General features: G+C 68.2%; 19 protein-coding genes and 1 pseudogene. 10 read left to right on the top strand and 10 right to left on the bottom strand.

Annotated features, from left to right (window positions below):
• Positions 1 to 75 (bottom strand): annotated as a pseudogene (locus AC3WL7_RS09345) (SUF system Fe-S cluster assembly regulator); the annotation flags it as partial.
• Between the two features lie 103 nt (positions 76 to 178).
• Here AC3WL7_RS09345 and AC3WL7_RS09340 point away from each other — a divergent pair.
• A complete protein-coding gene (locus AC3WL7_RS09340; protein ID WP_492750093.1) occupies positions 179 to 721 on the top strand; it encodes a type 1 glutamine amidotransferase domain-containing protein in 543 nt (180 codons plus the stop codon).
• A gap of 74 nt (positions 722 to 795) precedes the next feature.
• On the opposite strand, the gene AC3WL7_RS09335 is transcribed toward AC3WL7_RS09340, so the two are convergent.
• The 4 genes from AC3WL7_RS09335 to AC3WL7_RS09320 all read right to left on the bottom strand — a co-directional run bounded on the left by AC3WL7_RS09335 (position 796) and on the right by AC3WL7_RS09320 (position 3,039).
• Positions 796 to 1,392 carry a YceB family lipoprotein gene (locus AC3WL7_RS09335; RefSeq protein WP_079220959.1) on the bottom strand — a complete coding sequence of 199 codons (597 nt, stop codon included), beginning with the start codon at positions 1,390 to 1,392 and terminating at the stop codon, positions 796 to 798.
• A 77-nt stretch (positions 1,393 to 1,469) separates the two neighbouring features.
• Complete coding sequence (locus AC3WL7_RS09330) at positions 1,470 to 2,009, bottom strand: hypothetical protein (protein ID WP_492750092.1); 540 nt, start codon at positions 2,007 to 2,009, stop codon at positions 1,470 to 1,472.
• A 56-nt stretch (positions 2,010 to 2,065) separates the two neighbouring features.
• The gene (locus AC3WL7_RS09325; protein ID WP_492750090.1) at positions 2,066 to 2,374 is read right to left on the bottom strand and encodes a DUF3861 family protein; all 309 of its coding nucleotides are present in this window, start codon (positions 2,372 to 2,374) and stop codon (positions 2,066 to 2,068) included.
• Between the two features lie 266 nt (positions 2,375 to 2,640).
• A complete protein-coding gene (locus tag AC3WL7_RS09320; protein ID WP_079220963.1) occupies positions 2,641 to 3,039 on the bottom strand; it encodes an HU family DNA-binding protein in 399 nt (132 codons plus the stop codon).
• A gap of 370 nt (positions 3,040 to 3,409) precedes the next feature.
• Here AC3WL7_RS09320 and AC3WL7_RS09315 point away from each other — a divergent pair, with 370 nt between their 5' ends.
• Positions 3,410 to 3,841, top strand: coding sequence for an OsmC family protein (locus AC3WL7_RS09315; RefSeq protein WP_079220964.1), 432 nt, complete (start codon positions 3,410 to 3,412; stop codon positions 3,839 to 3,841).
• Positions 3,842 to 3,952: 111 nt separating this feature from the next.
• Here the strand turns inward: AC3WL7_RS09315 and AC3WL7_RS09310 are convergent, their stop codons facing one another.
• Together AC3WL7_RS09310 and AC3WL7_RS09305 are read right to left on the bottom strand one after the other, a co-directional pair.
• The gene (locus AC3WL7_RS09310) at positions 3,953 to 4,831 is read right to left on the bottom strand and encodes a PhzF family phenazine biosynthesis protein (RefSeq protein ID WP_492750088.1); all 879 of its coding nucleotides are present in this window, start codon (positions 4,829 to 4,831) and stop codon (positions 3,953 to 3,955) included.
• 96 nt (positions 4,832 to 4,927) lie between these two features.
• Positions 4,928 to 5,803: a PhzF family phenazine biosynthesis protein gene (locus AC3WL7_RS09305; RefSeq protein WP_492750087.1), complete on the bottom strand. Its 876-nt coding sequence runs from the start codon at positions 5,801 to 5,803 to the stop codon at positions 4,928 to 4,930.
• Positions 5,804 to 5,878: 75 nt separating this feature from the next.
• Between AC3WL7_RS09305 and AC3WL7_RS09300 the strand changes: the two genes are divergently transcribed.
• From AC3WL7_RS09300 to AC3WL7_RS09285, 4 genes are all read left to right on the top strand, one after another.
• Positions 5,879 to 8,473, top strand: a complete 2,595-nt coding sequence (locus AC3WL7_RS09300; RefSeq protein WP_079220967.1) for a bifunctional aspartate kinase/diaminopimelate decarboxylase — start codon at positions 5,879 to 5,881, stop codon at positions 8,471 to 8,473.
• A 76-nt stretch (positions 8,474 to 8,549) separates the two neighbouring features.
• Positions 8,550 to 9,902 (top strand): UDP-N-acetyl-alpha-D-muramoyl-L-alanyl-L-glutamate epimerase, encoded by a 1,353-nt coding sequence (gene murL, locus AC3WL7_RS09295; RefSeq protein ID WP_492750086.1) that lies wholly within the window; start codon positions 8,550 to 8,552, stop codon positions 9,900 to 9,902.
• Positions 9,883 to 11,292 (top strand): UDP-N-acetylmuramoyl-L-alanine--D-glutamate ligase, encoded by a 1,410-nt coding sequence (gene murD / locus AC3WL7_RS09290; protein WP_492750085.1) that lies wholly within the window; start codon positions 9,883 to 9,885, stop codon positions 11,290 to 11,292. Before murL ends, murD begins: the two co-directional genes overlap by 20 nt.
• 268 nt (positions 11,293 to 11,560) lie before the next feature.
• The gene (locus tag AC3WL7_RS09285) at positions 11,561 to 12,094 is read left to right on the top strand and encodes a hypothetical protein (protein WP_492750084.1); all 534 of its coding nucleotides are present in this window, start codon (positions 11,561 to 11,563) and stop codon (positions 12,092 to 12,094) included.
• A gap of 26 nt (positions 12,095 to 12,120) precedes the next feature.
• Here AC3WL7_RS09285 and AC3WL7_RS09280 read toward each other — a convergent pair whose 3' ends face one another.
• Complete coding sequence (locus tag AC3WL7_RS09280) at positions 12,121 to 12,711, bottom strand: SMI1/KNR4 family protein (RefSeq protein WP_108760219.1); 591 nt, start codon at positions 12,709 to 12,711, stop codon at positions 12,121 to 12,123.
• A 129-nt stretch (positions 12,712 to 12,840) separates the two neighbouring features.
• On the opposite strand from AC3WL7_RS09280, the gene AC3WL7_RS09275 reads away from it, so the two are divergent.
• Complete coding sequence (locus tag AC3WL7_RS09275) at positions 12,841 to 13,626, top strand: dienelactone hydrolase family protein (RefSeq protein WP_200733168.1); 786 nt, start codon at positions 12,841 to 12,843, stop codon at positions 13,624 to 13,626.
• A 112-nt stretch (positions 13,627 to 13,738) separates the two neighbouring features.
• Here the strand turns inward: AC3WL7_RS09275 and AC3WL7_RS09270 are convergent, their stop codons facing one another.
• The gene (locus AC3WL7_RS09270) at positions 13,739 to 14,737 is read right to left on the bottom strand and encodes a polyprenyl synthetase family protein (protein WP_492750083.1); all 999 of its coding nucleotides are present in this window, start codon (positions 14,735 to 14,737) and stop codon (positions 13,739 to 13,741) included.
• A gap of 215 nt (positions 14,738 to 14,952) precedes the next feature.
• Between AC3WL7_RS09270 and AC3WL7_RS09265 the strand changes: the two genes are divergently transcribed.
• On the top strand, positions 14,953 to 16,566 hold the full coding sequence (locus AC3WL7_RS09265; protein WP_492750082.1) for an alpha-glucosidase family protein: 1,614 nt from the start codon (positions 14,953 to 14,955) through the stop codon (positions 16,564 to 16,566).
• A gap of 712 nt (positions 16,567 to 17,278) precedes the next feature.
• Here the strand turns inward: AC3WL7_RS09265 and AC3WL7_RS09260 are convergent.
• Positions 17,279 to 17,974 carry a hypothetical protein gene (locus tag AC3WL7_RS09260; RefSeq protein WP_492750081.1) on the bottom strand — a complete coding sequence of 232 codons (696 nt, stop codon included), beginning with the start codon at positions 17,972 to 17,974 and terminating at the stop codon, positions 17,279 to 17,281.
• A gap of 41 nt (positions 17,975 to 18,015) precedes the next feature.
• On the opposite strand from AC3WL7_RS09260, the gene AC3WL7_RS09255 reads away from it, so the two are divergent.
• Together AC3WL7_RS09255 and AC3WL7_RS09250 are read left to right on the top strand one after the other, a co-directional pair.
• Positions 18,016 to 18,477 carry a hypothetical protein gene (locus AC3WL7_RS09255; protein ID WP_492750080.1) on the top strand — a complete coding sequence of 154 codons (462 nt, stop codon included), beginning with the start codon at positions 18,016 to 18,018 and terminating at the stop codon, positions 18,475 to 18,477.
• A 23-nt stretch (positions 18,478 to 18,500) separates the two neighbouring features.
• A complete protein-coding gene (locus AC3WL7_RS09250) occupies positions 18,501 to 18,635 on the top strand; it encodes a hypothetical protein (RefSeq protein ID WP_265349647.1) in 135 nt (44 codons plus the stop codon).
• Positions 18,636 to 18,798: the final 163 nt, after the last annotated feature.

Raw genomic sequence — 18,798 nt, 5'->3', positions numbered from 1 at the left:
GCTGCTGCGCGCGCCGCACTTGGGCGCCATGCCGCACTGGTGGTGGTCGTGGCTGCATTCGGTCAGGGCCAGCGGCCGGCACTACCGGCCTCGTCTGCACCTGCCGTGCACGGCCGGGTCACCGCGGTCCAATGGCCATTGGCCGACCCTGTGTGCTCCCTTTCCCGGAGCACACACCATGGCAAAGCGTATCGCCGGCAAGCAGGTCGCCATCCTCGCCACCCACGGCTTCGAGCAGTCCGAACTGATCGAACCCAAGCGCCTGCTGGAAGCGGAGGGCGCCATCGTCACCGTGGTGTCGCCGGCAAAAGAGGCCAGCATCAAGGGCTGGAAGGACAAGGACTGGGGCGGCGTGGTGGCGGTGGATCTGCCGCTGTCCGACGCCGATGCCGGCCGCTTCGATGCGCTGGTCCTGCCCGGCGGGGTCATCAACCCGGACACCCTGCGCACCGATGAGGCCGCGCTGGGCTTCATCCGCAGCGTGGCGGGGGCAGGCAAGCCAGTAGCAGCCATCTGCCATGGCCCGTGGCTGCTGATCAACAGCGGGCTGGCCAAGGGTCGGGAGGTGACCTCGTGGCCCTCGCTGCAGCAGGACCTGGCCAATGCCGGTGCGCGCTGGCGCGACGCCGAGGTGGTCGTGGACGGCAACCTCATCACCAGCCGCAAGCCGGACGACATCCCGGCTTTCAGCGAGGCCGTGGTGAAGGCACTGGCCGCGTGATGCGTCGCTGGTAGTGCCGGCCGCCGGCCGGCAGATGCGATAACCGGGCTGCCGGCCAGCGGCCGGCACTACCCTTATTTGCCGAGAAGGCCGGCCGGCACCAGGTTGCCCAGGTTCTGGTTGAACGTGACCACCAGCTTGCCGTTCTTCACCTGCGCCGACTGCACCTGCAGCGCGCCCAGCAGGCCGGCCACGGCCGGATCCAGCTTGTAGATCGGTTCGCGGCGGGCGTAATCGCTCAGCGCGGCATTCAGCAGCGCACGGGTACGCGAATCAAGGCGGCCACCCTGGCTGGCCGGGCTGAAGTCATCCACGGTCGGGTCCTGCAGGTGGAAGCCCTGGGTCTGTGCGTCGTAGCGCAGGCCGCTGCTGAGCTTCACTTTGCCCAGGTTGGTCGGGGTGCCACCGGCGGTGGCCAGGGCCAGGTCCATGCCCAGGTCGAGGCGCTCGCCCGCCGGCAGGCTCAGCTGCGGGTGGCTCATGGTCAGCGCGATCAGGCCGCCCAGCGCATCCTGGGTGCGCGGAAAGCTGCCGTCCAGATACTGCTGCACGTCGCTGGCGCCAACCGCCAGTTCACGCCCGGAAATCGAGGGGGCCGCCTGCGCACCGATCGCGGCGGCGATCAGCACGGTGGACGCGGCAAGGCGGGTCATCAGGGAACGCAGGCGCATAGCGGTGGCCGGGGGATGAATGAGGGCTACAGAGTAGCTTTGCACGCTGAATCGTGCGTGCATGCCGCTGCAACGGTTCAGTCCAGCGTTGGCTGCAGATGCGCTGACTGGATCTGCCAGCCCTGGCCATCGGTGCGCGGCTGCACGCGGTACCAGCCGTGGTAGCGGAACAGGCCCTCGCCGGTCGTGGCGCGGATGCGTACCGGCACTTCCAGCAGGCGTGGCGGCTGCTGTTCGTCCCGTGGCACGGGCGGGTCGCTGTCCAGGCGCAGGTTGCGCACGTCCGGCAGCAGGCGCAGCGCAGCATCATCGGCACGGCGTGCATCGGGCGGGGCGATGGCCCACGCCGCTTCGATACCGGCTCTGTTGTGGTTGAGCAGGTCCAGCACGTAGCGGTTGAGCAGTCGCGCCGGCGTTTCGCCGCCAGGCGCGACGGCCGCATACAGCGGATCGATGCCGAGCGCCGCCACGGCGGATGCTTCGCCTGTCGAAGCGGGGTGGCCCGGGCCTGCCGTCGCCGCATCGGCGGAAGGGGCTTCGGTGGCATCATCGAGCGGGGTCGGGCTGGAACAGCCCAGCATGGACAACGACGCGATCAACAACAGGGCACTGCGCATGTCTGCCTCCTCCCCGAGGCGACCTGGAGAACGGCAGTGTATCGGCAGCGCCGGGCTCAGCGCGATGCGGGCAGCTGTTCCAGCGCGTCCAGGGCCGGCAGCACCTGGGCCGCGATCGCCGCCAGCGCATGGCCGTCGGTGTCGGCGTGGCGCTGCACGATGTCGCGCAGCAGCTGGGTCGCGACCACCAGGGTGGCGCGCTCGTCACCGCTCAGCCCGGCCGTGCGCGGCGTGGTTTCCAGCAGGCGCATCAGGTCGCGGCTGGCGCGGTGTTCCAGTTCGATGGTGCAGCGCCCGGTGCACTGGTGCCCGTCCTTTTCGATCGGGGTCACCGAGATCCGGTAGCGGGTGGAGGGGCTGGCCATGAGGGTGTGCTCGCCTGGGTGTGGAGGGATGTGCCCACCATAGGCAAGGCGGCGACCGGCGGCGACGGCCGGGGCTGCACGCAGTGTTCCACCCGGTCCGTTCCCGACAGTGAAAAACGAGGTCCCGGCCAATGCTGGTGCGGCTGTCGGCGGGAACGCTGCGGGGCGGAAACGCTGTGTTGCGGTTTGCATGGGGGCTGGCGGCGCCCCAAACAAAAACGGGACGGCCTGCGCCGTCCCGTCGGAAGATGCCGTTGGGCGCGCGCTTAGAGCGCGGCGTCCTTCAGCTTCTTCAGCGGGCGCACCTTCAGCTTGGTGGTGGCCGGCTTGGCAGCGAACCACTGCTCTTCCTTGGTGAACGGGTTGATGCCCTTGCGCTTCGGCTTGGCCGGCACGCTGACGGTGGAGATCTTCAGCAGGCCCGGCAGGGTGAAGGAGCCAGCGCCCTTCTTGTGCACCGAGGAAGCAACGGCGGTTTCAAGCGAGGCCAGCACCGCGCGCACGTCCTTGGCAACAACGCCGGACGCTTCCACGATGTGTGCAACCAGGCCCGACTTGGTCAGCACTTCCTTGATCGGCTTCGGAGCGGCCGGCTTGGCGGCAGCCTTCGTCGCGACTTTCTTCACTGCCTTTTTCGGGGCAGCCTTCTTAGCGGTCTTTGCCATGGTTTCCTGTTCCGTGAACGGTTGGTTGTGTGGTCGGCGCCGAACCCCGTCGGCAAGCGCAATGTAGGGCAACTCTCGAGCGCCGCCAATAGCCCGGAGCGCTGAAAGTGCATGTTTTTTCATATCCAGGCCGATTCAGTACATGTCCGGAAGCGGACAAACAGGCGGTGCGCTGCAGTGCGCAATAGGGGGTGCCGCTGCTGCGGAATGCGCGAAACCGCTGAAAACAAGGGGAAAATTCATTTCGCGCTGGCGAGGAAGTGTCCACCGGGCTGGCCCGGGACTGCGGCGTGCCCTGCGGCGGGGCGACGCAGGGCTAACGCGAGCCGTGCGAGGGTAGCCGTTCATCACCGCCACGCAGGAGCTGCACATGGGAATCTCGCGACACGCCACCGCGCACTGGGAAGGGGACCTCAAGTCGGGCAAGGGCCAGTTGAGCACGCCGCAGAGCGGGCTGCTGGACAAGACCCGCTACGGCTTCAACAGCCGCTTCGGCGATGAGAAAGGCACCAACCCGGAGGAGCTGATCGCCGCCGCGCACGCCGGCTGCTTCACCATGGCGCTGTCGGCCAAGCTTGGCGATGCCGGGTTTACACCGACCTCGCTGGATACCGAAGCCAAGGTCGACCTGTCGATGGAAGGTGGCCCGCAGCTGTCGCAGATCCGGCTGAAGGTGAAGGCGGTGGTGCCGGGCATCGATGCCGCGCAGTTCCGCGCGATCGCCGACGACGCCAAGCAGAACTGCCCGGTGTCCAAGGCGCTGAGCGCGGTGCCGATCAGCCTGGAAGCCGAGCTGGGTTGAGAAATCGCGGGCCGGGATAGCCACGGTAGTGCCGGCCGCTGGCCGGCAACCGCATGATGTCGGGGTCCAGGTAACAGCCGGCCAGCGGCCGGCTCTACCACCCCAGCGCAATCACCAATCAATCGTTCCGGCAATCACCGTCTGCACCTGGCCACCGGACCACACCTCGCCAGCCTCGTCCACGCGCAGCGTCAGCCGCGCATCGTGGCCAACCTCGCGGCCCTGGCTGACTTCATACGCTTCGCTGCCGCGCGGCAGCACGCCGCGCAGGTCCAGCCAGGCCGCCAGCACGGCATTGGCCGCCCCGGAGGCGGCATCTTCGAAGCGCCGCCCGTTGCCGACAAACGCGCGCACGGCCAGGTCGAAACCTTCGCTGCCCTCGCTGAAGGCGTAGGCGAACACGCCCATGCTGTCGGTGGATTCGGCCAGCGTGGCGATGGCGTCCCAGTCCGGCTGCAGCGCACGCAGCGCAGCCTCGCTGGCCACCTGCACCACCCACCAGCTGCGGCCGCCCTGCATGCGTGCCGGCGGCAGTTCGCCCAGCAGCCAGCCCTTCAGCGCTGGCTGCAGGCGCGGATCCCCGGCCTGTGCGGTTTCGGCCAGCTGCGCGCGCGGGGTGCGGATGGCGATGCGCTGCTGCGCGCCTTCACCGCTGACCTGCAGGGGCAGCAACCCGGCGATGCCATCCTGCACCAGGACGCCCTCGACCGGCGCAGCCAGGCCGGCCTGCAGCACCGCATGGGCGGTGCCGACGCTGGGGTGGCCGGCAAACGGAACCTCCTTCTGCGGGCTGAACATGCGCAGCCGGTAGCTGCTGCCGGCGGCCTGCGGGGCGAACACGAAGGTGGTTTCCGGCAGCCGGGTCCAGCGAGCGATGGCCTGCATGGCCGCGTCGTCCAGGCCCTCGGCATCCAGCACCACGGCCAGCGGATTACCGGCGCCGGCGCGCGGCGAGAACACATCGAGCTGCAGGAAACGGCGTGCGGACATCAGGGAAAACTCCAGGAAATGGGGAAATGGTAGCGCGGGGCCATGCCCCGCGAGCGCGCAGCGCGGCGGGGTGACGCCGCCGGGCGTGGCCCGGCGCTACCAGTGGATGCTGCCGTCGATCACCGGCTGTACCTGACCGCCGATCCACACCGTGCCTTCGGCATCGACGCGGATGTGGACGCGGCCGTCGCGGCCGACTTCGCGGCCCTGGCTGGCCACGTACGCGCCACCGCCGCCGGACAGGGCGCCTCGCGCACGCAGCCAGGCGCCGATCAGCGCGTTGGCGCTGCCGGTCACCGGGTCCTCGGGCACGTTCACCGCATCACCGGGGCAGAACGCGCGCACCACGCGGCTGTGCCCAGCGCCGGCTTCATCGGCGAACACCGCCACCCCGGTCGCGCCGGTGGCATTGGTCCAGTCGCGCAGGGCGGCCATGTCCGGGGCCAGGCTGCGCACGGCGGCGGCATCGCGCAGCGGCAGCAGCCACCAGCGCGGGCCGTTGTCCCACAGTTCGGGCGCGTGGTCGCTGGCGGCCAGGGCCTGCAGCGGTTCCGGCACTTGCCCGGGCGCAGTGGGCAGGTGGCGTGCCGGCGGGCTGGCCAGTTCGATGCTGGGCGCGTCGGCCGGGCCACTCACCCGCACCGGCAGCAGGCCGGCGGCGCATTGCTGGACCAGGGCGCCGCCGTCGCGTGGCGTGGCCAGGCCGCAGGTGACCGCGGCCCAGGCCGCGCCGACGCTGGGATGGCCGGCAAACGGCAGCTCGCTGCCGGGGGTGAAGATGCGGATGTGGTAGTCGGCGCCGGCAGCGCTGGGGCGCAGGAAGAACACCGTCTCGGACAGGTTCAGCCAGGCCGCCAGCGCCTGCATGCGCCCGGCGGACAGCCCGTCGGCGCCCAGCACCACGCCCAGCGGGTTGCCGTTGCCGGGCTGGTGGGCGAAGACATCAAGCTGCAGGTAGCGGAAGGCGGCCATCGGCGGGTCCATTGGGCTTAGAATCGAAGGTTCCGCCCCCTCGGGCGGCTCCCCCACATTACACATAGCCTATCCATGTCAGCTTCCCCCCTTGTCGATCGTTGGATCGTACTGAAGTTCGGCGGCACCTCGGTGTCGCGTCGCCACCGCTGGGACACGATCGGGAAGCTGGCGAAAAAACGTGCGGAAGAGACCGGCTCGCGCGTGCTGGTGGTGGTCTCGGCGCTGTCGGGGGTCACCAACGAACTGACCGCGATTGCCGATGGCGCGCCGGACAGCCGCGATCGCGTGGCCGCCCTGGTCGAACGCCATGAGGGCTTCCTGGCCGAGCTCGGCCTGGGCCGCGAGGTGCTGGGCGAACGCCTGGCCGCCCTGCAGGGGCTGCTGGATGACCCGCGCGCGGCCACCCGCCCGCTGGAATGGCAGGCTGAAGTGCTGGGCCAGGGCGAACTGCTGTCCTCGACCCTGGGCGCGGCCTACCTGCATGCCTCGGGCCTGGACATGGGCTGGATGGACGCCCGCCAGTGGCTGGACGCGATGCCGCCGCAGCCGAACCAGAGCGACTGGTCGCAGCGCCTGTCGGTGAACTGCCAGTGGCGCGCCGACGCTGAATGGATGCAGCGCTTCCGCGCGCAGCCGACCCGCCTGCTGATCACCCAGGGCTTCATTTCCCGCCACGCCGACGGTGGCACCGCCATCCTCGGCCGCGGCGGTTCTGATACCTCGGCGGCGTACTTTGGTGCGCTGCTGGGCGCCAGCCGCGTGGAAATCTGGACCGACGTGCCGGGCATGTTCAGCGCCAACCCCAAGGATGTGCCGGACGCGCGCCTGCTGACCCGCCTGGACTATTACGAAGCGCAGGAAATCGCCACCACCGGCGCCAAGGTGCTGCACCCGCGCTCGATCAAGCCGTGCCGCGACGCCGGCGTGCCGATGGCCATCCTCGATACCGAGCGCCCGGAACTGCCGGGCACCAGCATCGATGGCAGCGCCGCACCAGTACCGGGCGTGAAGGCGATCAGCCGCCGCAACGGCATCGTGCTGGTGTCGATGGAAGGCATCGGCATGTGGCAGCAGGTCGGCTTCCTGGCCGATGTGTTCGGCCTGTTCAAGAAGCATGGGCTGTCGGTGGACCTGATCGGTTCGGCCGAAACCAACGTCACCGTGTCGCTGGACCCGTCCGAGAACCTGGTCAACACCGATGTGCTGGCCGCGCTGTCGGCCGACCTGTCGCAGATCTGCAAGGTGAAGGTGATCGTGCCGTGCGCGGCCATCACCCTGGTCGGCCGTGGCATGCGTTCGCTGCTGCACAAGCTGTCGGACGTGTGGGCCACGTTCGGCCGCGAGCGCGTGCACATGATCTCGCAGTCGTCCAACGACCTGAACCTGACCTTCGTCATCGACGAAGCCGATGCCGATGGCCTGCTGCCGATCCTGCACGCCGAGCTGATCGACAGCGGCGCGATGCCGGTGGAAGAGACCGAAGTGTTCGGCCCGCGCTGGCGCGAGATCGCCGGCACCGTGCGCCCGCGCGGCACGCCGTGGTGGCGTGGCCAGCGTGCGCACCTGCTGCAGCTGGCCGACGCCGGTACGCCGCGCTATGTCTACCACCTGCCGACCGTGCGTGCCCGCGCCCGCGCGCTGGCTGCGATCAAGCCGATCGACCAGCGCTACTACGCGATCAAGGCCAACAGCCACCCGGCCATCCTTGAGCTGCTGGAAGCCGAAGGCTTCGGCCTGGAATGCGTCTCGCACGGCGAGCTGAAGCACGTGTTCCAGCACCTGCCCGAGCTGTCGCCGAAGCGCGTGCTGTTCACCCCCAGCTTCTGCCCGCGCGAAGAGTACGAAGCCGGTTTCGCGCTCGGTGTCACCGTCACCGTGGACAACCTGGAAGCGCTGCAGCGCTGGCCGGACCTGTTCCGCAACCGCGAAATCTGGCTGCGCGTCGACCTGGGCCGTGGCGAAGGGCACCACGCCAAGGTCCGCACCGGCGGCAAGGATTCCAAGTTCGGCCTGCCGATGGCGCGCGTGGATGAGTTCGTGCGCACTGCCACCGACCTGGGCACCCGCGTGGTCGGCCTGCACGCGCACCTGGGCAGCGGCGTGGAAACCGCGCAGCACTGGCGCCTGATGTGCGATGAACTGGCCGGTTTCGCCCGCCGCATCGGCAGCGTGCAGACCATCGACATCGGTGGCGGCCTGCCGATTCCGTACAGCGACGAAGACGAGCCGTTCGACCTGGATGCCTGGGCCGAGGGCCTGGCCGAAGTGAAGGCGCTGCACCCCGCGTTCCGCCTGGCGATCGAGCCGGGCCGCTACCTGGTGGCCGAATCGGGCGTGCTGCTGACCCATGCCACCCAGGTGGTGGAAAAGGACGGCGTGCGCCGCGTCGGCCTGGATGCCGGCATGAACACGCTGATGCGCCCGGCGCTGTATGACGCCTGGCATGACATCGAGAACCTCAGCCGCCAGGGCGGCTATGCCGAGGCGGCGTTCGATGTGGTCGGCCCGATCTGCGAATCCAGCGATGTGTTCGGCAAGCGCCGCAAGCTGCCGGTGTCCACTGCGCCGGACGACGTGATGCTGATCGCCGACGCCGGTGCCTACGGCTATGTGATGTCCAACACCTACAACCAGCGGGCGATGCCGCGCGAAGACGTGATCGAGTGATCACCACCCGCGCCCTGCACCCGCCCACCGACACGCCCCGCGCCCGCGCGCGGGCCCGTGCCTGACCGGAAACACCATGACTGCTTTCGACAAACACCAGGTTTCCCGCTTCCGCTTCGTCCGCTGCGAATTCGCCGCGGATACCGGCGTGGCCAAGCTGGTCTACGCCTTCGATGACGGCCCGGAGATGGTGGAAACCATTACCGTGCCCGGCGCCCCGTTCGTACTGGACGACGCGCGTGCCGCCGCGGTGCAGCGCGCACTGCAGCTGCTGCACCTGATTGCCGGTGTCAGCTACTACAAGGCGGGCGTGCCGGAAACGGTCAGCATCGACAGCTATGCCATCGATGCCGATACCGCAGCGCTGGTGGAGACGGTCTACCTCAACGGCCTGGGCGAGTTCGCCTACCGCAACGGCCTGAACCTGCGCGGGCGCTTCCGCCTGCCGGTGCAGGGCGACGCGGTGCAGGCGCCGGTGCTGGGCCTGCAGCCGCATGCGCTGGTGGCCATCGGCGGCGGCAAGGATTCGCTGGTGAGCATCGAAGCGCTGCGCCGTGCCGGCGTGGACGAGACGGTGACCTGGATCGGTGGTTCGCAGCTGATCCGCGCCTGCGCCGAGCGCACTGGCTTGCCGACCCTCAACCTGGGCCGCGCGCTGGCGCCGGAACTGTTCGAGCTCAACCGCCAGGGCGCCTGGAACGGCCATATCCCGGTCACCGCGGTGAACTCGGCGATCATGGTGCTGGCCGCGCTGCTGCAGGGCGTGGACCAGGTGGTGTTCTCCAACGAGCGTTCGGCCAGCTACGGCAGCCAGATTCCGGGCACCGGCGAAGTGAACCACCAGTGGTCCAAGGGCTGGGCATTCGAGCAGGCGTTCGGCAACCACGTGCAGAAGCAGGTGGCCGCCGATCTGCAGTACTACTCGCTGCTGCGCCCGATGTCCGAGCTGGCGGTGGCCCGCCAGTTCGCCAAGAGCGATTTCTACGACGCGCATTTCTCCAGCTGCAACCGCAATTTCCACATCCTGGGCGAGCGCCCGGTGAACCGCTGGTGCGGTGTCTGCCCGAAGTGCCACTTCGTGTTCCTGGCGCTGGCCCCGTTCATGCCCAAGACCCGCCTGGTGCGCATCTTCGGCCGCAACCTGCTGGACGATGCCGCGCAGGCCGGTGGTTTCGATGCACTGCTGGAGTTCCAGGACCACAAGCCGTTCGAATGCGTGGGCGAAGGCCGTGAATCGCGTGCGGCGATGGCGACCCTGGCGCAGCGCCCGGAATGGAAGGAAGACGTGCTGGTGAAGCGCTTCTGCAACGAGATCCAGCCGCAGCTGGACGCCGCTGAACTGGAACTGGCACCGCTGCTGCAGCTGCAGGGCGAGCACCGCATTCCGGCTGCGCTGTGGGAACGTGTGCGTGAAGATTTCGCAGCTTGAAGGCAAGCGCGTTGCGCTGTGGGGCTGGGGGCGTGAGGGCCGTGCGGCATTTGCCGTGCTGCACGCGCGCCTGCCTGCGCTGGCCCTGAGCCTGTTCTGCCCGGCCGCCGAGGCCGAGGCAGCACGTGCGGAAACGCAGGGGCTGCTGGACGTGCGTGGCGAGCCCACTGCCGAGGCGCTGGCCGCCTTCGATGTGGTGATCAAGTCGCCCGGCATCAGCCCTTACCAGCCGATCGCGCTGGCGGCGGCGGGGCAGGGCACGGCCTTCATCGGCGGCACCGCGCTGTGGTTTGGCGAACATGCGGCAGACGATGGCATCGTGCACGACACCGTGTGCGTGACCGGCACCAAGGGCAAGAGCACCACCACCGCACTGGTGGCGCACCTGCTGCGCGCGGCCGGCCACCGCACCGGCCTGGTTGGCAATATCGGCCTGCCGCTGCTGGAGGTGCTGGACCCGCAGCCCGCGCCCGCGTTCTGGGCGGTGGAACTGTCCAGCTACCAGACCGGTGAAGTGGCGCGCAGCGGCGCCCGCCCGCAGGTGGCGGTGGTGCTCAACCTGTTCCCGGAACACCTGGACTGGCACGGCAGCGAACAGCGCTACATCGAAGACAAGCTGCGGCTGGTGACCGAGGCCGCGCCGCGGGTTGCCGTGCTCAATGCCGCCGATCCGCACCTGGCCGCGCTCTCGTTGCCGGACAGCGACGTGGTCTGGTTCAACCAGCCGCAGGGCTGGCACATGCGCGGTGACATCGTGCATCGCGGCGAACAGGCCGTGTTCGATACCCGCAACACGCCGCTGCCGGGCCGCCACAACCGTGGCAACCTGTGCGCGGTGCTGGCCGCGCTGGAAGCGCTGGGCCTGGATGCGGTGGCGCTGGCACCGGCGGTGCAGGACTTCCGACCGCTGCCCAACCGCCTGCAGCGCATCGGCGCGGCCGATGGCCTGACCTACGTCAACGATTCGATCAGCACCACGCCGCACGCCAGCCTGGCCGCGCTGGAGTGTTTTGCCGGCCAGCGCATCGCGCTGCTGGTGGGCGGGCACGATCGTGGCTTGGACTGGACCGATTTCATGCAGCACATGGCGCACGACGTGCCGCCGGTGGAGATCGTGACCATGGGCAGCAACGGCCCGCGCATCCACGCGATGCTGCAGCCGCTGGCGGATGCCGGCCGTTTCGGCCTGCACGCGGCGGGCGATCTGCCCGAGGCGATGGCGCTGGCGCGCGCGGCGTTGGGTGCGCAGGGCGGGGTGGTGCTGTTGTCGCCGGGCGCGCCGAGTTTTGGTGCCTACCGCGATTACGTGGCCCGCGGCCGCCACTTCGCCGAACTGGCCGGGTTCGATCCGGACAGCATCAGCGCGATTCCGGGCCTGGGCATCGGGTAGTGCCGGCCGCTGGCCGGCAATCCGCGTTACCGCATCCACGCATGGCGTGGATCTACTGCAGAAATCAGGGCATCGGGTAGTGCCGGCCGCTGGCCGGCAATCCACGGCACCGCATCCACGCATGGCGTGGATCTACTGCAGAAATCAGGGCATCGGGTAGTGCCGGCCGCTGGCCGGCAATCCGCGGCGCCGCATCCACGCATGGCGTGGCTCTGCTGAAGGGGCAAGTTACCATCGGCGCATTCCCGGACGGATTCGAGAAGCCTGCATGTGCACCTTCGTCACCCTGTTCCTGCCCACCTCGTTTGCACACGCTGAAGCCGTCGCGATCATGAAGCGCAGCGGCCGGAGCTTGTTCGCCCAGGCATCGCCCAGCCTGCAGGCGGCGGTCGGGCCCGGCTGGCAGCCGTGGCTGAGTGCCGCGCACTGCGATTGCGGCACGGCCCTGGCGTCGGCACGCACGGAACCGGAATGGAAGGGCGATGCCGAGCGCTGGCGGAAGAAAGGCTGGAGCGAGGCGAAGATCGCCCGCGCCTTGGCCGAGCAGTTGGCGCATTTCGAGCAGGAGCGGCAGGCACGCCACAGCGAAGGCCTGGGTGATGCCGGCCAGTGGCTGCAGCGCATCGACGCGTTGCTGCAGGCCGGTGCCGCGCGCATCGGCCTGCTGGTGCGTGACTACGACGGTGCGGTGAGTGCCCAGCAGCCGAACCCGCCGGAACATCATTGGTCGCGGGATCAGCTGGCCGCCGCGGATCTGCTGGCGCTCGCGCCGGGCACGTTGCATTGGATCGAGCGCGGGTGAGAGCGACATCCACGCATGGCGTGGATCTACTCCTGATCGATGAACGCGTAATCGCCGTCAATGAGCTGCTGCAGGTAGGCATCGAAGCTCGGCGCGATGACCGCATAGCTGTCCGGATCGTGCAGGTAGCGCACCACCTGGCCGACGGTACCACCCGGTGCCGGGTCGAAATCCAGGTAGAGCATCGAGGTGCCGCCGTTGTTCATGCAGTGCGAGAAACACAGGCGACGGTTCATCGGCAGGTCGCCATCGATGCCATCGCCCAGGATCTCCGGCTCGTCATCCAGCCACTCCTCGTAGATGGAGCGGATGCTGTCGTCCCACTGCTGCTGGTCTTCGAAAATCTGCGCGACCGAGCGCAGGTAGTACGGGTAGCCGCCGTCCTCGACGTCCGAACCCAGCACGTAGACCACCACTTCACCACCGGGATACTCGCGGAAGTGCGTGCCATCCACCCGCGACAGCAGGGCCAGCAGGCTGTCGGGCACCTGCGGCCACTGCGTGCGCAGGCGCTGCAGGTCTTCGGCGCTGGCGCCCTGGACATGTGCCCACTGCGCGGCGTCCTCGGCAGGCAGGCGCGGGACAAGGCCGGAGAGAAAGCGATCAACAAGGTTCATGTAAAAGAGGGGCGGAGGGGATCAGGTCGTATCCAACCACACCTGCGTCACGTCGCCAATGCAGAATGCGACGCGGGAGGGTGTTCTGCGACGTGATCCCCTCCATTCCCTTTTCAGTGGAGCAGTCACATGAACCGATGGCGTTGTGGCGTGGCGATGGTGCTGGGGCTGGCGGCGATGCCGGCCTGGGCGGCGATGAAGACCCAGCCGGTGGAATGGAAGCACCAGGGCACGACCTTCAGTGGCGTGCTGGTCTATGACGACGGCGACAACGACAAGCGCCCGGGCCTGGTGATGGTGCCCAACTGGAAGGGCGTGAACGAATCGGCCATCGAGAAGGCCAAGCAGTTGGCCGGCGATGACTACGTGGTGCTGGTGGCCGATGTGTACGGCAAGGGCGTGCGGCCGAAGACCGATGCCGAGGCTGGCCCGGTGGCGACCAAGCTGCGCAATGACCGGCCGCTGCTGCGGGCGCGCGCGCTGGAGGCGGTGAACGTGCTCAAGGCCCAGGCCGGCAAGGCGCCGCTGGATGCCAGCCGGATCGGTGCGGTGGGCTTCTGCTTCGGCGGCACCACGGTGCTGGAACTGGCCCGTGCCGGTGCGCCGCTGGCGGGCGTGGTCAGCCTGCACGGCGGGCTGGGCTCGCCGCTGCCGGCACAGGCCGGTGGCAGCCATCCCTCGGTGCTGGTGCTCAACGGCGCCGACGACAAGAGCGTGACCGCCGAAGACATCGGCAGCTTCCAGAAGGAAATGGACGCGGCCAAGGTCGACTGGGAGTTCACCAACTACAGCGGCGCAGTGCACTGCTTCGCCGAGCGCGACGCCAACAATCCGCCCGGCTGCCAGTACAACGAACGGGCGGCCAAGCGCGCATGGAAGGCGCTGGATGAGTTCTTCGAGGAGCGGTTCCGGTAATCAAAGGCGTGCCGACCAACGGTCGGCACCCACCGATGCTTCTGTGCCGACCAACGGTCGGCACCCACAGGAAGAGGTAGGTGCCGACCGTTGGTCGGCACACCTTCACCCATCAATGCGAGCGCTGCACCGCGTAACGGGCCAGGCCGCGCAGGGCCGCCACGGCATCGTTGTCGTCCAGGCCGTCAAGCGCGCGCTCGGCGGCTTCGGCGTATTCCTCGGCACGGCGGCGGCTGTAGTCCAGGCCGCCGGTGGCGCGGATGGCGGCCAGCACTTCCGGCATGGCCGAGGCGTCGCCGTCCTGCACGATGCTGCGCAGGCGCTCGCGGGTGGCGTCGTCCGAATGGGCCATGGCGTGGATCAGCGGCAGGGTCGCCTTGCCTTCGGCCAGGTCGTCGCCCAGGTTCTTGCCCAGTTCCTCGGCGTTGGCCGAGTAATCCAGCACGTCGTCGGCAATCTGGAAGGCATAGCCCAGGTGCATGCCGTAGTCGTACAGGGCCTGCTGGGTGGCTTCGTCAACGCCGCTGGCCAGCGCGCCCAGGCGGGTGCCGGCGGCGAACAGCACTGCGGTCTTGCGCTCGATCACGCGCAGGTAGGCGGCTTCGTCGGTGTCCGGGTTGTGCACGTGCAGCAGCTGCAGCACTTCGCCTTCGGCGATGCGGTTGGTGGTGTCGGCCAGGATCTGCATGACCGGCATGCGGTCCAGTTCCACCATCAGCTGGAAGCTGCGCGAATACAGGAAGTCACCCACCAGCACGCTCGGCGCGTTGCCCCACAGGGCATTGGCGGTGCTGCGGCCGCGCCGCAGGCTCGATTCGTCCACCACGTCGTCGTGCAGCAGGGTGGAGGTGTGGATGAACTCGATGATCGCCGCCAGCTGGTGGTGCTCGGGGCCGGCCGTGCCGACAGCATGTCCGGCCAGCATCACCAGCATCGGCCGCAGGCGCTTGCCGCCGGCGGAAATGATGTGGTCGGCGATCTGGTTGATCAGTACGACGTCCGAGGACAAGCGGTGCCGGATCAGGGCATCGACGGCGGCCATGTCGGCCGCAGCAAGCGACTGGATCTGGGGCAGGCCCAGGGCGGGACGGGTGTCTTCGGTGATGGTCATGCGATCAGGCTTTCAGGCTCACCACCAATTATAGGGGCTGGCCGTGAAATCGGGCGGAAACCGGCCCATCCGGCCTTTTCGCAGGGCGTTGGCCGGCCCGGCGGCGTGAATACGTATGCAGGCAGCGCCATGCCCGGGAAGCCGCCGCTAAGCTTGCCGGAGTTGGTTTTCGGCCCGCTTCCGGTGGGTCCCGCATGCCCGGAGGGGGGCTGTCGATGTCGCACAATCCATGGTGGCGCGGAGCCGTCATCTACCAGATCTACCCGCGCAGCTACCTCGACGCCAGCGGCGACGGGGTGGGCGACCTGCCGGGCATCATCGAGCGGCTGGACCACATCGCGGCGCTGGGCGCCGATGCGATCTGGATCTCGCCGTTCTTCAAATCGCCGATGGCCGATTTCGGCTATGACATCGCCGACTACCGCGATGTCGACCCGCTGTTTGGCAGCCTGGAGGACTTCGACCGCCTGCTGGCCAAGGCGCATGGCCTGGGCCTGAAGGTGATGATCGACCAGGTGCTCAGCCACACCTCGCTCGAGCATGCCTGGTTCCGCGAGAGCCGCCAGGACCGCACCAACCCCAAGGCCGACTGGTACGTGTGGGCCGACCCGCGCGAGGACGGCACCCCGCCCAACAACTGGCTGTCGCTGTTCGGCGGCGGCGCCTGGCAGTGGGAGCCGCGCCGCGAGCAGTATTACCTGCACAACTTCCTGGTCGACCAGCCGGACCTGAACTTCCACAACCCGGACGTGCAGCAGGCCACCCTGGACAACGTGCGGTTCTGGCTCGACCGCGGCGTGGACGGCTTCCGCCTGGACGCCATCAACTTCTGCTTCCACGACGCGCAGCTGCGCGACAACCCGCCCAAGCCGGCGGACAAGCGCGTGGGCCGCGGCTTCAGCCCGGACAATCCGTACGCGTACCAGTACCACTACTACAACAACACCCAGCCGGAGAACCTGCCGTTCCTGGAGCAGCTGCGCGCGCTGCTGGACGAGTACCCGGGCGCGGTGAGCCTGGGCGAGATCTCCTCGGAGGACTCGCTGGCCACCACCGCCGAGTACACCCAGGACGGCCGCCTGCACATGGGCTACAGCTTCGAGCTGCTGGTGGACGATTACAGCGCGGCCTACATCCGCGACACGGTCTCCCGCCTGGAAGCGGTGATGACCGAAGGCTGGCCGTGCTGGGCAGTGTCCAACCACGACGTCGAACGGGCAGTGAGCCGCTGGGGCGGCCGTCCGTCCGACCCGCGCCTGGCCCGCATGCTGGTGGCGATGCTGTGCTCGCTGCGCGGTTCGGTCTGCCTGTACCAGGGGGAAGAGCTGGGCCTCGCCGAGGCGGAAGTCGCCTTCGAGGACCTGCAGGATCCCTACGGCATCACCTTCTGGCCGAACTTCAAGGGCCGTGATGGCTGCCGCACGCCGATGCCGTGGACCGACGCCCCGCTGGCCGGCTTCAGCACCGGCAAGCCCTGGCTGCCGATCCCGGCCGAGCACCGGGCGGCGGCGGTGGCCGTGCAGGAGGCCGACCCGGGTTCGGTCCTGGCGGCCTTCCGCGGCTTCCTCGCCTGGCGGCGGACCCAGCCGGCCCTGCAGCACGGCGACATCCGTTTCCTGGACAGTGCCGAGCCAGTGCTGCTGTTCGAGCGTATGCTTGCAGATGAAACCCTCCTGCTGGCCTTCAACCTGTCGGCCGAGTCGGTGAGCCATCCGCTGCCGCCGGGCAACTGGCAGCAGGTGGCGGTGCCGGGCCCGGATGCGGGCACGGTGCAGGGCAATGAACTCCAGCTGCCGCCGCGTGCGGTGTATTGCGCACGACGCAGCTGACCGATTTCTCCGGTGGCGGTACTTGCGGGGACGGGGCCGAAGCGCCCCGTCCCTTTTTTGTGGGTCGCTGTTGGCCGTCACTTTCCAACTATTGGAATGGAAACGGCCGGGGTGGGCGTGGACACTGGTGGCCCCCTTCCATGGTGGACCTCCGATGCATGGCTTCTCTTCGCTGTTGCGCCTGTTGGCACTGGCGGTGGCGCTGTCCATTGCCCACCCCGCCTGCGCCACACCCATCGTGATCGTAGGCCCAGCGCTGGAAGAGGCCTTCGAGGGTTCTGACGTGGTGCCCGGCCTGAAGCAGTTGCTCGGGCCGGAGTACGCGGCGTTCCGGCGCAACTTCGATGAATCTGCGACGCCGGTGCCGCTGAAGAGTGGTGGCCTGCTGCTGGCCGGGTGGCGGCTGGGCTTTCCTGATTCCTACGGTGCGGTGGTGGTGCTGCATCCAGACGGAAGCCTGGACGCGGCTTACTACAATGCGGGCCAGCGTGCCCCGCGTTACTTCTCGAACGCAGACCAGCCCCACCACCTGGCGCTGCGGGCCTGGGCGAGGCAATACGTTGGCTGCATCGCACAGACCGCCGGGCTGCTGATCGATTTCTCCGGTGGCGGTACTTGCGGGGACGGGGCCGGAGCGCCCCGCCCCTTTTTTTTGGGGGGGCTGTCGCCTGAACGCGATGCTGGACGCTTCTGCTTCGACACATGCCGCCTGTTACAGCGGCCGCGTAGCGGCAGGAGGATGCGCGGCAGCGAGGGTCTGCAGCATCGCGAACTTGGCAGGATGCGCCTGCGCGAAGTACTGCGTGGCGGTGGGGTCAAGCTTGCCTTCTTCGCAGGCCCAGCCAAGCAGGTACTCCCGGGCATGCGGGCCAAGCCTGAGTTCTTCCGGCACCAGGACCTGCACCGATAGGGAGTTCGGCAGCGCATGCCTCAGCAGATACTGGGCACTGAGCCGGGCAAGCCACTCTGTATCCTCTGCAGACAGGTGTTCAAGCGTCCATACGTCCTGCGATCGGGCCAATGCCGAGACTTCAGCCAATGCGATGAGTTCGTTGGACAGCCACTGGTTTGCGAGGGTGGCGCGTAGATCGGCCCGGGGCAGTGACCTGAGCAGTGCACCAAGACCTTCTGCCGTGCCTGCAAAGAAAACCAGTACGTAATTGAGCAGATACGCCGCGCTCTGGCCAAGCGCGGTGCGGCCCGGCTGCCCGGCCTGGATGGCCAGTGCGCATTCCAGCAGCGGTAGCAACCGGGCCTTGTCATGCCACAGCCGGTGTACTTCGCTGGCATCACGATGAAGTGCCATCAGGGTCTTCTGCAGAATCTGGTTCGGGGCATTCATCGGGCTTCTTGTTGTTCTGGACGACACGCTTGAAGATGGTAATGCACGGTGGCCGGCGGTCTTCAAGCCACTGATCCTGATGGCCCTCCCTGCATGGCGGATTTCCGATGCGTTCCTTTGATTCCTGGTTGCGTGTATTGGCACTGGCGGTGGCACTGTCCGTTGCCCATCCCGTCTGCGCCACGCCCATCATGATCGTGGGCCCCGCGCTGGAGGATGCCTTCGAGGGCTCTGACGTGGTGCATGGCCTGAAGCAGTTGCTAGGGCCGGAGTACGCGGCGTTCCGGCGCAACTTCGATGAGTCGGCGGTGCCGGTGCCGCTCAAGGATGGAGGGCTGCTGCTGGATGGGTGGCGCTTGGGTTTCCCTGCACACCACGCCGCGGCGGTTCTGGTCCATCCCGATGGCGCCCTGCATGCGGCGTATTACAACGCGGAAGACCGAGAGGTGCGTTACTTCTCCACGACAGGTGAACTGCAGCACCGCGTCCTGCTGGTCTGGGCGAGGCGATTCGACCTGCCGCCTGTCCATTTGCGTTCCACCCGTGGTTCCCTGCAAGAGGGCGCCTGAGTCCTGACGAGAGAGGTTGTGCCATGTGGGAACTGCTGGGGCAGATCATTACCGTGGCCCTGAACAATGTTGGCCATGCTCTTGGCCGATCCAGCGGGCGCATCCTGCTGGTGATGATGCTGGTCATCGCCATCAGCTGCGCTGTGCTGATCTCATGATGTTCTGCCGGGTGCATCCACGCCATGCGTGGATGCATTCAGTAGATCCACGCCATGCGTGGATGCGGTGCCGGGCGCGGTGTCCACGCGCAAAAAGAAAACCCGCTGCCTGCGCAGCGGGTTTCCGGTCCAGCTCCCCTTGTGTGTCGCCGGGCATGGCCCG

Source organism: Stenotrophomonas sp. FW305-3-2-15-E-LB1 (genome assembly GCF_058787375.1).
This window is presented reverse-complemented; position numbering and strand designations above follow the sequence as displayed.

What these genes read in the sequence shown, in the direction of transcription:
- AC3WL7_RS09280 (WP_108760219.1), bottom strand. Translation starts at nt 12,711, where the DNA reads ATGAACCTTGTTGATCGCTTTCTCTCCGGCCTTGTCCCGCGCCTGCCT.
- AC3WL7_RS09285 (WP_492750084.1), top strand. Translation starts at nt 11,561, where the DNA reads ATGTGCACCTTCGTCACCCTGTTCCTGCCCACCTCGTTTGCACACGCT.
- AC3WL7_RS09270 (WP_492750083.1), bottom strand. Translation starts at nt 14,737, where the DNA reads ATGACCATCACCGAAGACACCCGTCCCGCCCTGGGCCTGCCCCAGATC.
- murL (WP_492750086.1), top strand. Translation starts at nt 8,550, where the DNA reads ATGACTGCTTTCGACAAACACCAGGTTTCCCGCTTCCGCTTCGTCCGC.
- AC3WL7_RS09265 (WP_492750082.1), top strand. Translation starts at nt 14,953, where the DNA reads ATGTCGCACAATCCATGGTGGCGCGGAGCCGTCATCTACCAGATCTAC.
- AC3WL7_RS09255 (WP_492750080.1), top strand. Translation starts at nt 18,016, where the DNA reads ATGCGTTCCTTTGATTCCTGGTTGCGTGTATTGGCACTGGCGGTGGCA.
- AC3WL7_RS09315 (WP_079220964.1), top strand. Translation starts at nt 3,410, where the DNA reads ATGGGAATCTCGCGACACGCCACCGCGCACTGGGAAGGGGACCTCAAG.
- AC3WL7_RS09320 (WP_079220963.1), bottom strand. Translation starts at nt 3,039, where the DNA reads ATGGCAAAGACCGCTAAGAAGGCTGCCCCGAAAAAGGCAGTGAAGAAA.
- AC3WL7_RS09275 (WP_200733168.1), top strand. Translation starts at nt 12,841, where the DNA reads ATGAACCGATGGCGTTGTGGCGTGGCGATGGTGCTGGGGCTGGCGGCG.
- AC3WL7_RS09330 (WP_492750092.1), bottom strand. Translation starts at nt 2,009, where the DNA reads ATGCGCAGTGCCCTGTTGTTGATCGCGTCGTTGTCCATGCTGGGCTGT.
- AC3WL7_RS09305 (WP_492750087.1), bottom strand. Translation starts at nt 5,803, where the DNA reads ATGGCCGCCTTCCGCTACCTGCAGCTTGATGTCTTCGCCCACCAGCCC.
- AC3WL7_RS09250 (WP_265349647.1), top strand. Translation starts at nt 18,501, where the DNA reads ATGTGGGAACTGCTGGGGCAGATCATTACCGTGGCCCTGAACAATGTT.
- AC3WL7_RS09300 (WP_079220967.1), top strand. Translation starts at nt 5,879, where the DNA reads ATGTCAGCTTCCCCCCTTGTCGATCGTTGGATCGTACTGAAGTTCGGC.
- AC3WL7_RS09340 (WP_492750093.1), top strand. Translation starts at nt 179, where the DNA reads ATGGCAAAGCGTATCGCCGGCAAGCAGGTCGCCATCCTCGCCACCCAC.
- AC3WL7_RS09335 (WP_079220959.1), bottom strand. Translation starts at nt 1,392, where the DNA reads ATGCGCCTGCGTTCCCTGATGACCCGCCTTGCCGCGTCCACCGTGCTG.
- AC3WL7_RS09310 (WP_492750088.1), bottom strand. Translation starts at nt 4,831, where the DNA reads ATGTCCGCACGCCGTTTCCTGCAGCTCGATGTGTTCTCGCCGCGCGCC.
- AC3WL7_RS09325 (WP_492750090.1), bottom strand. Translation starts at nt 2,374, where the DNA reads ATGGCCAGCCCCTCCACCCGCTACCGGATCTCGGTGACCCCGATCGAA.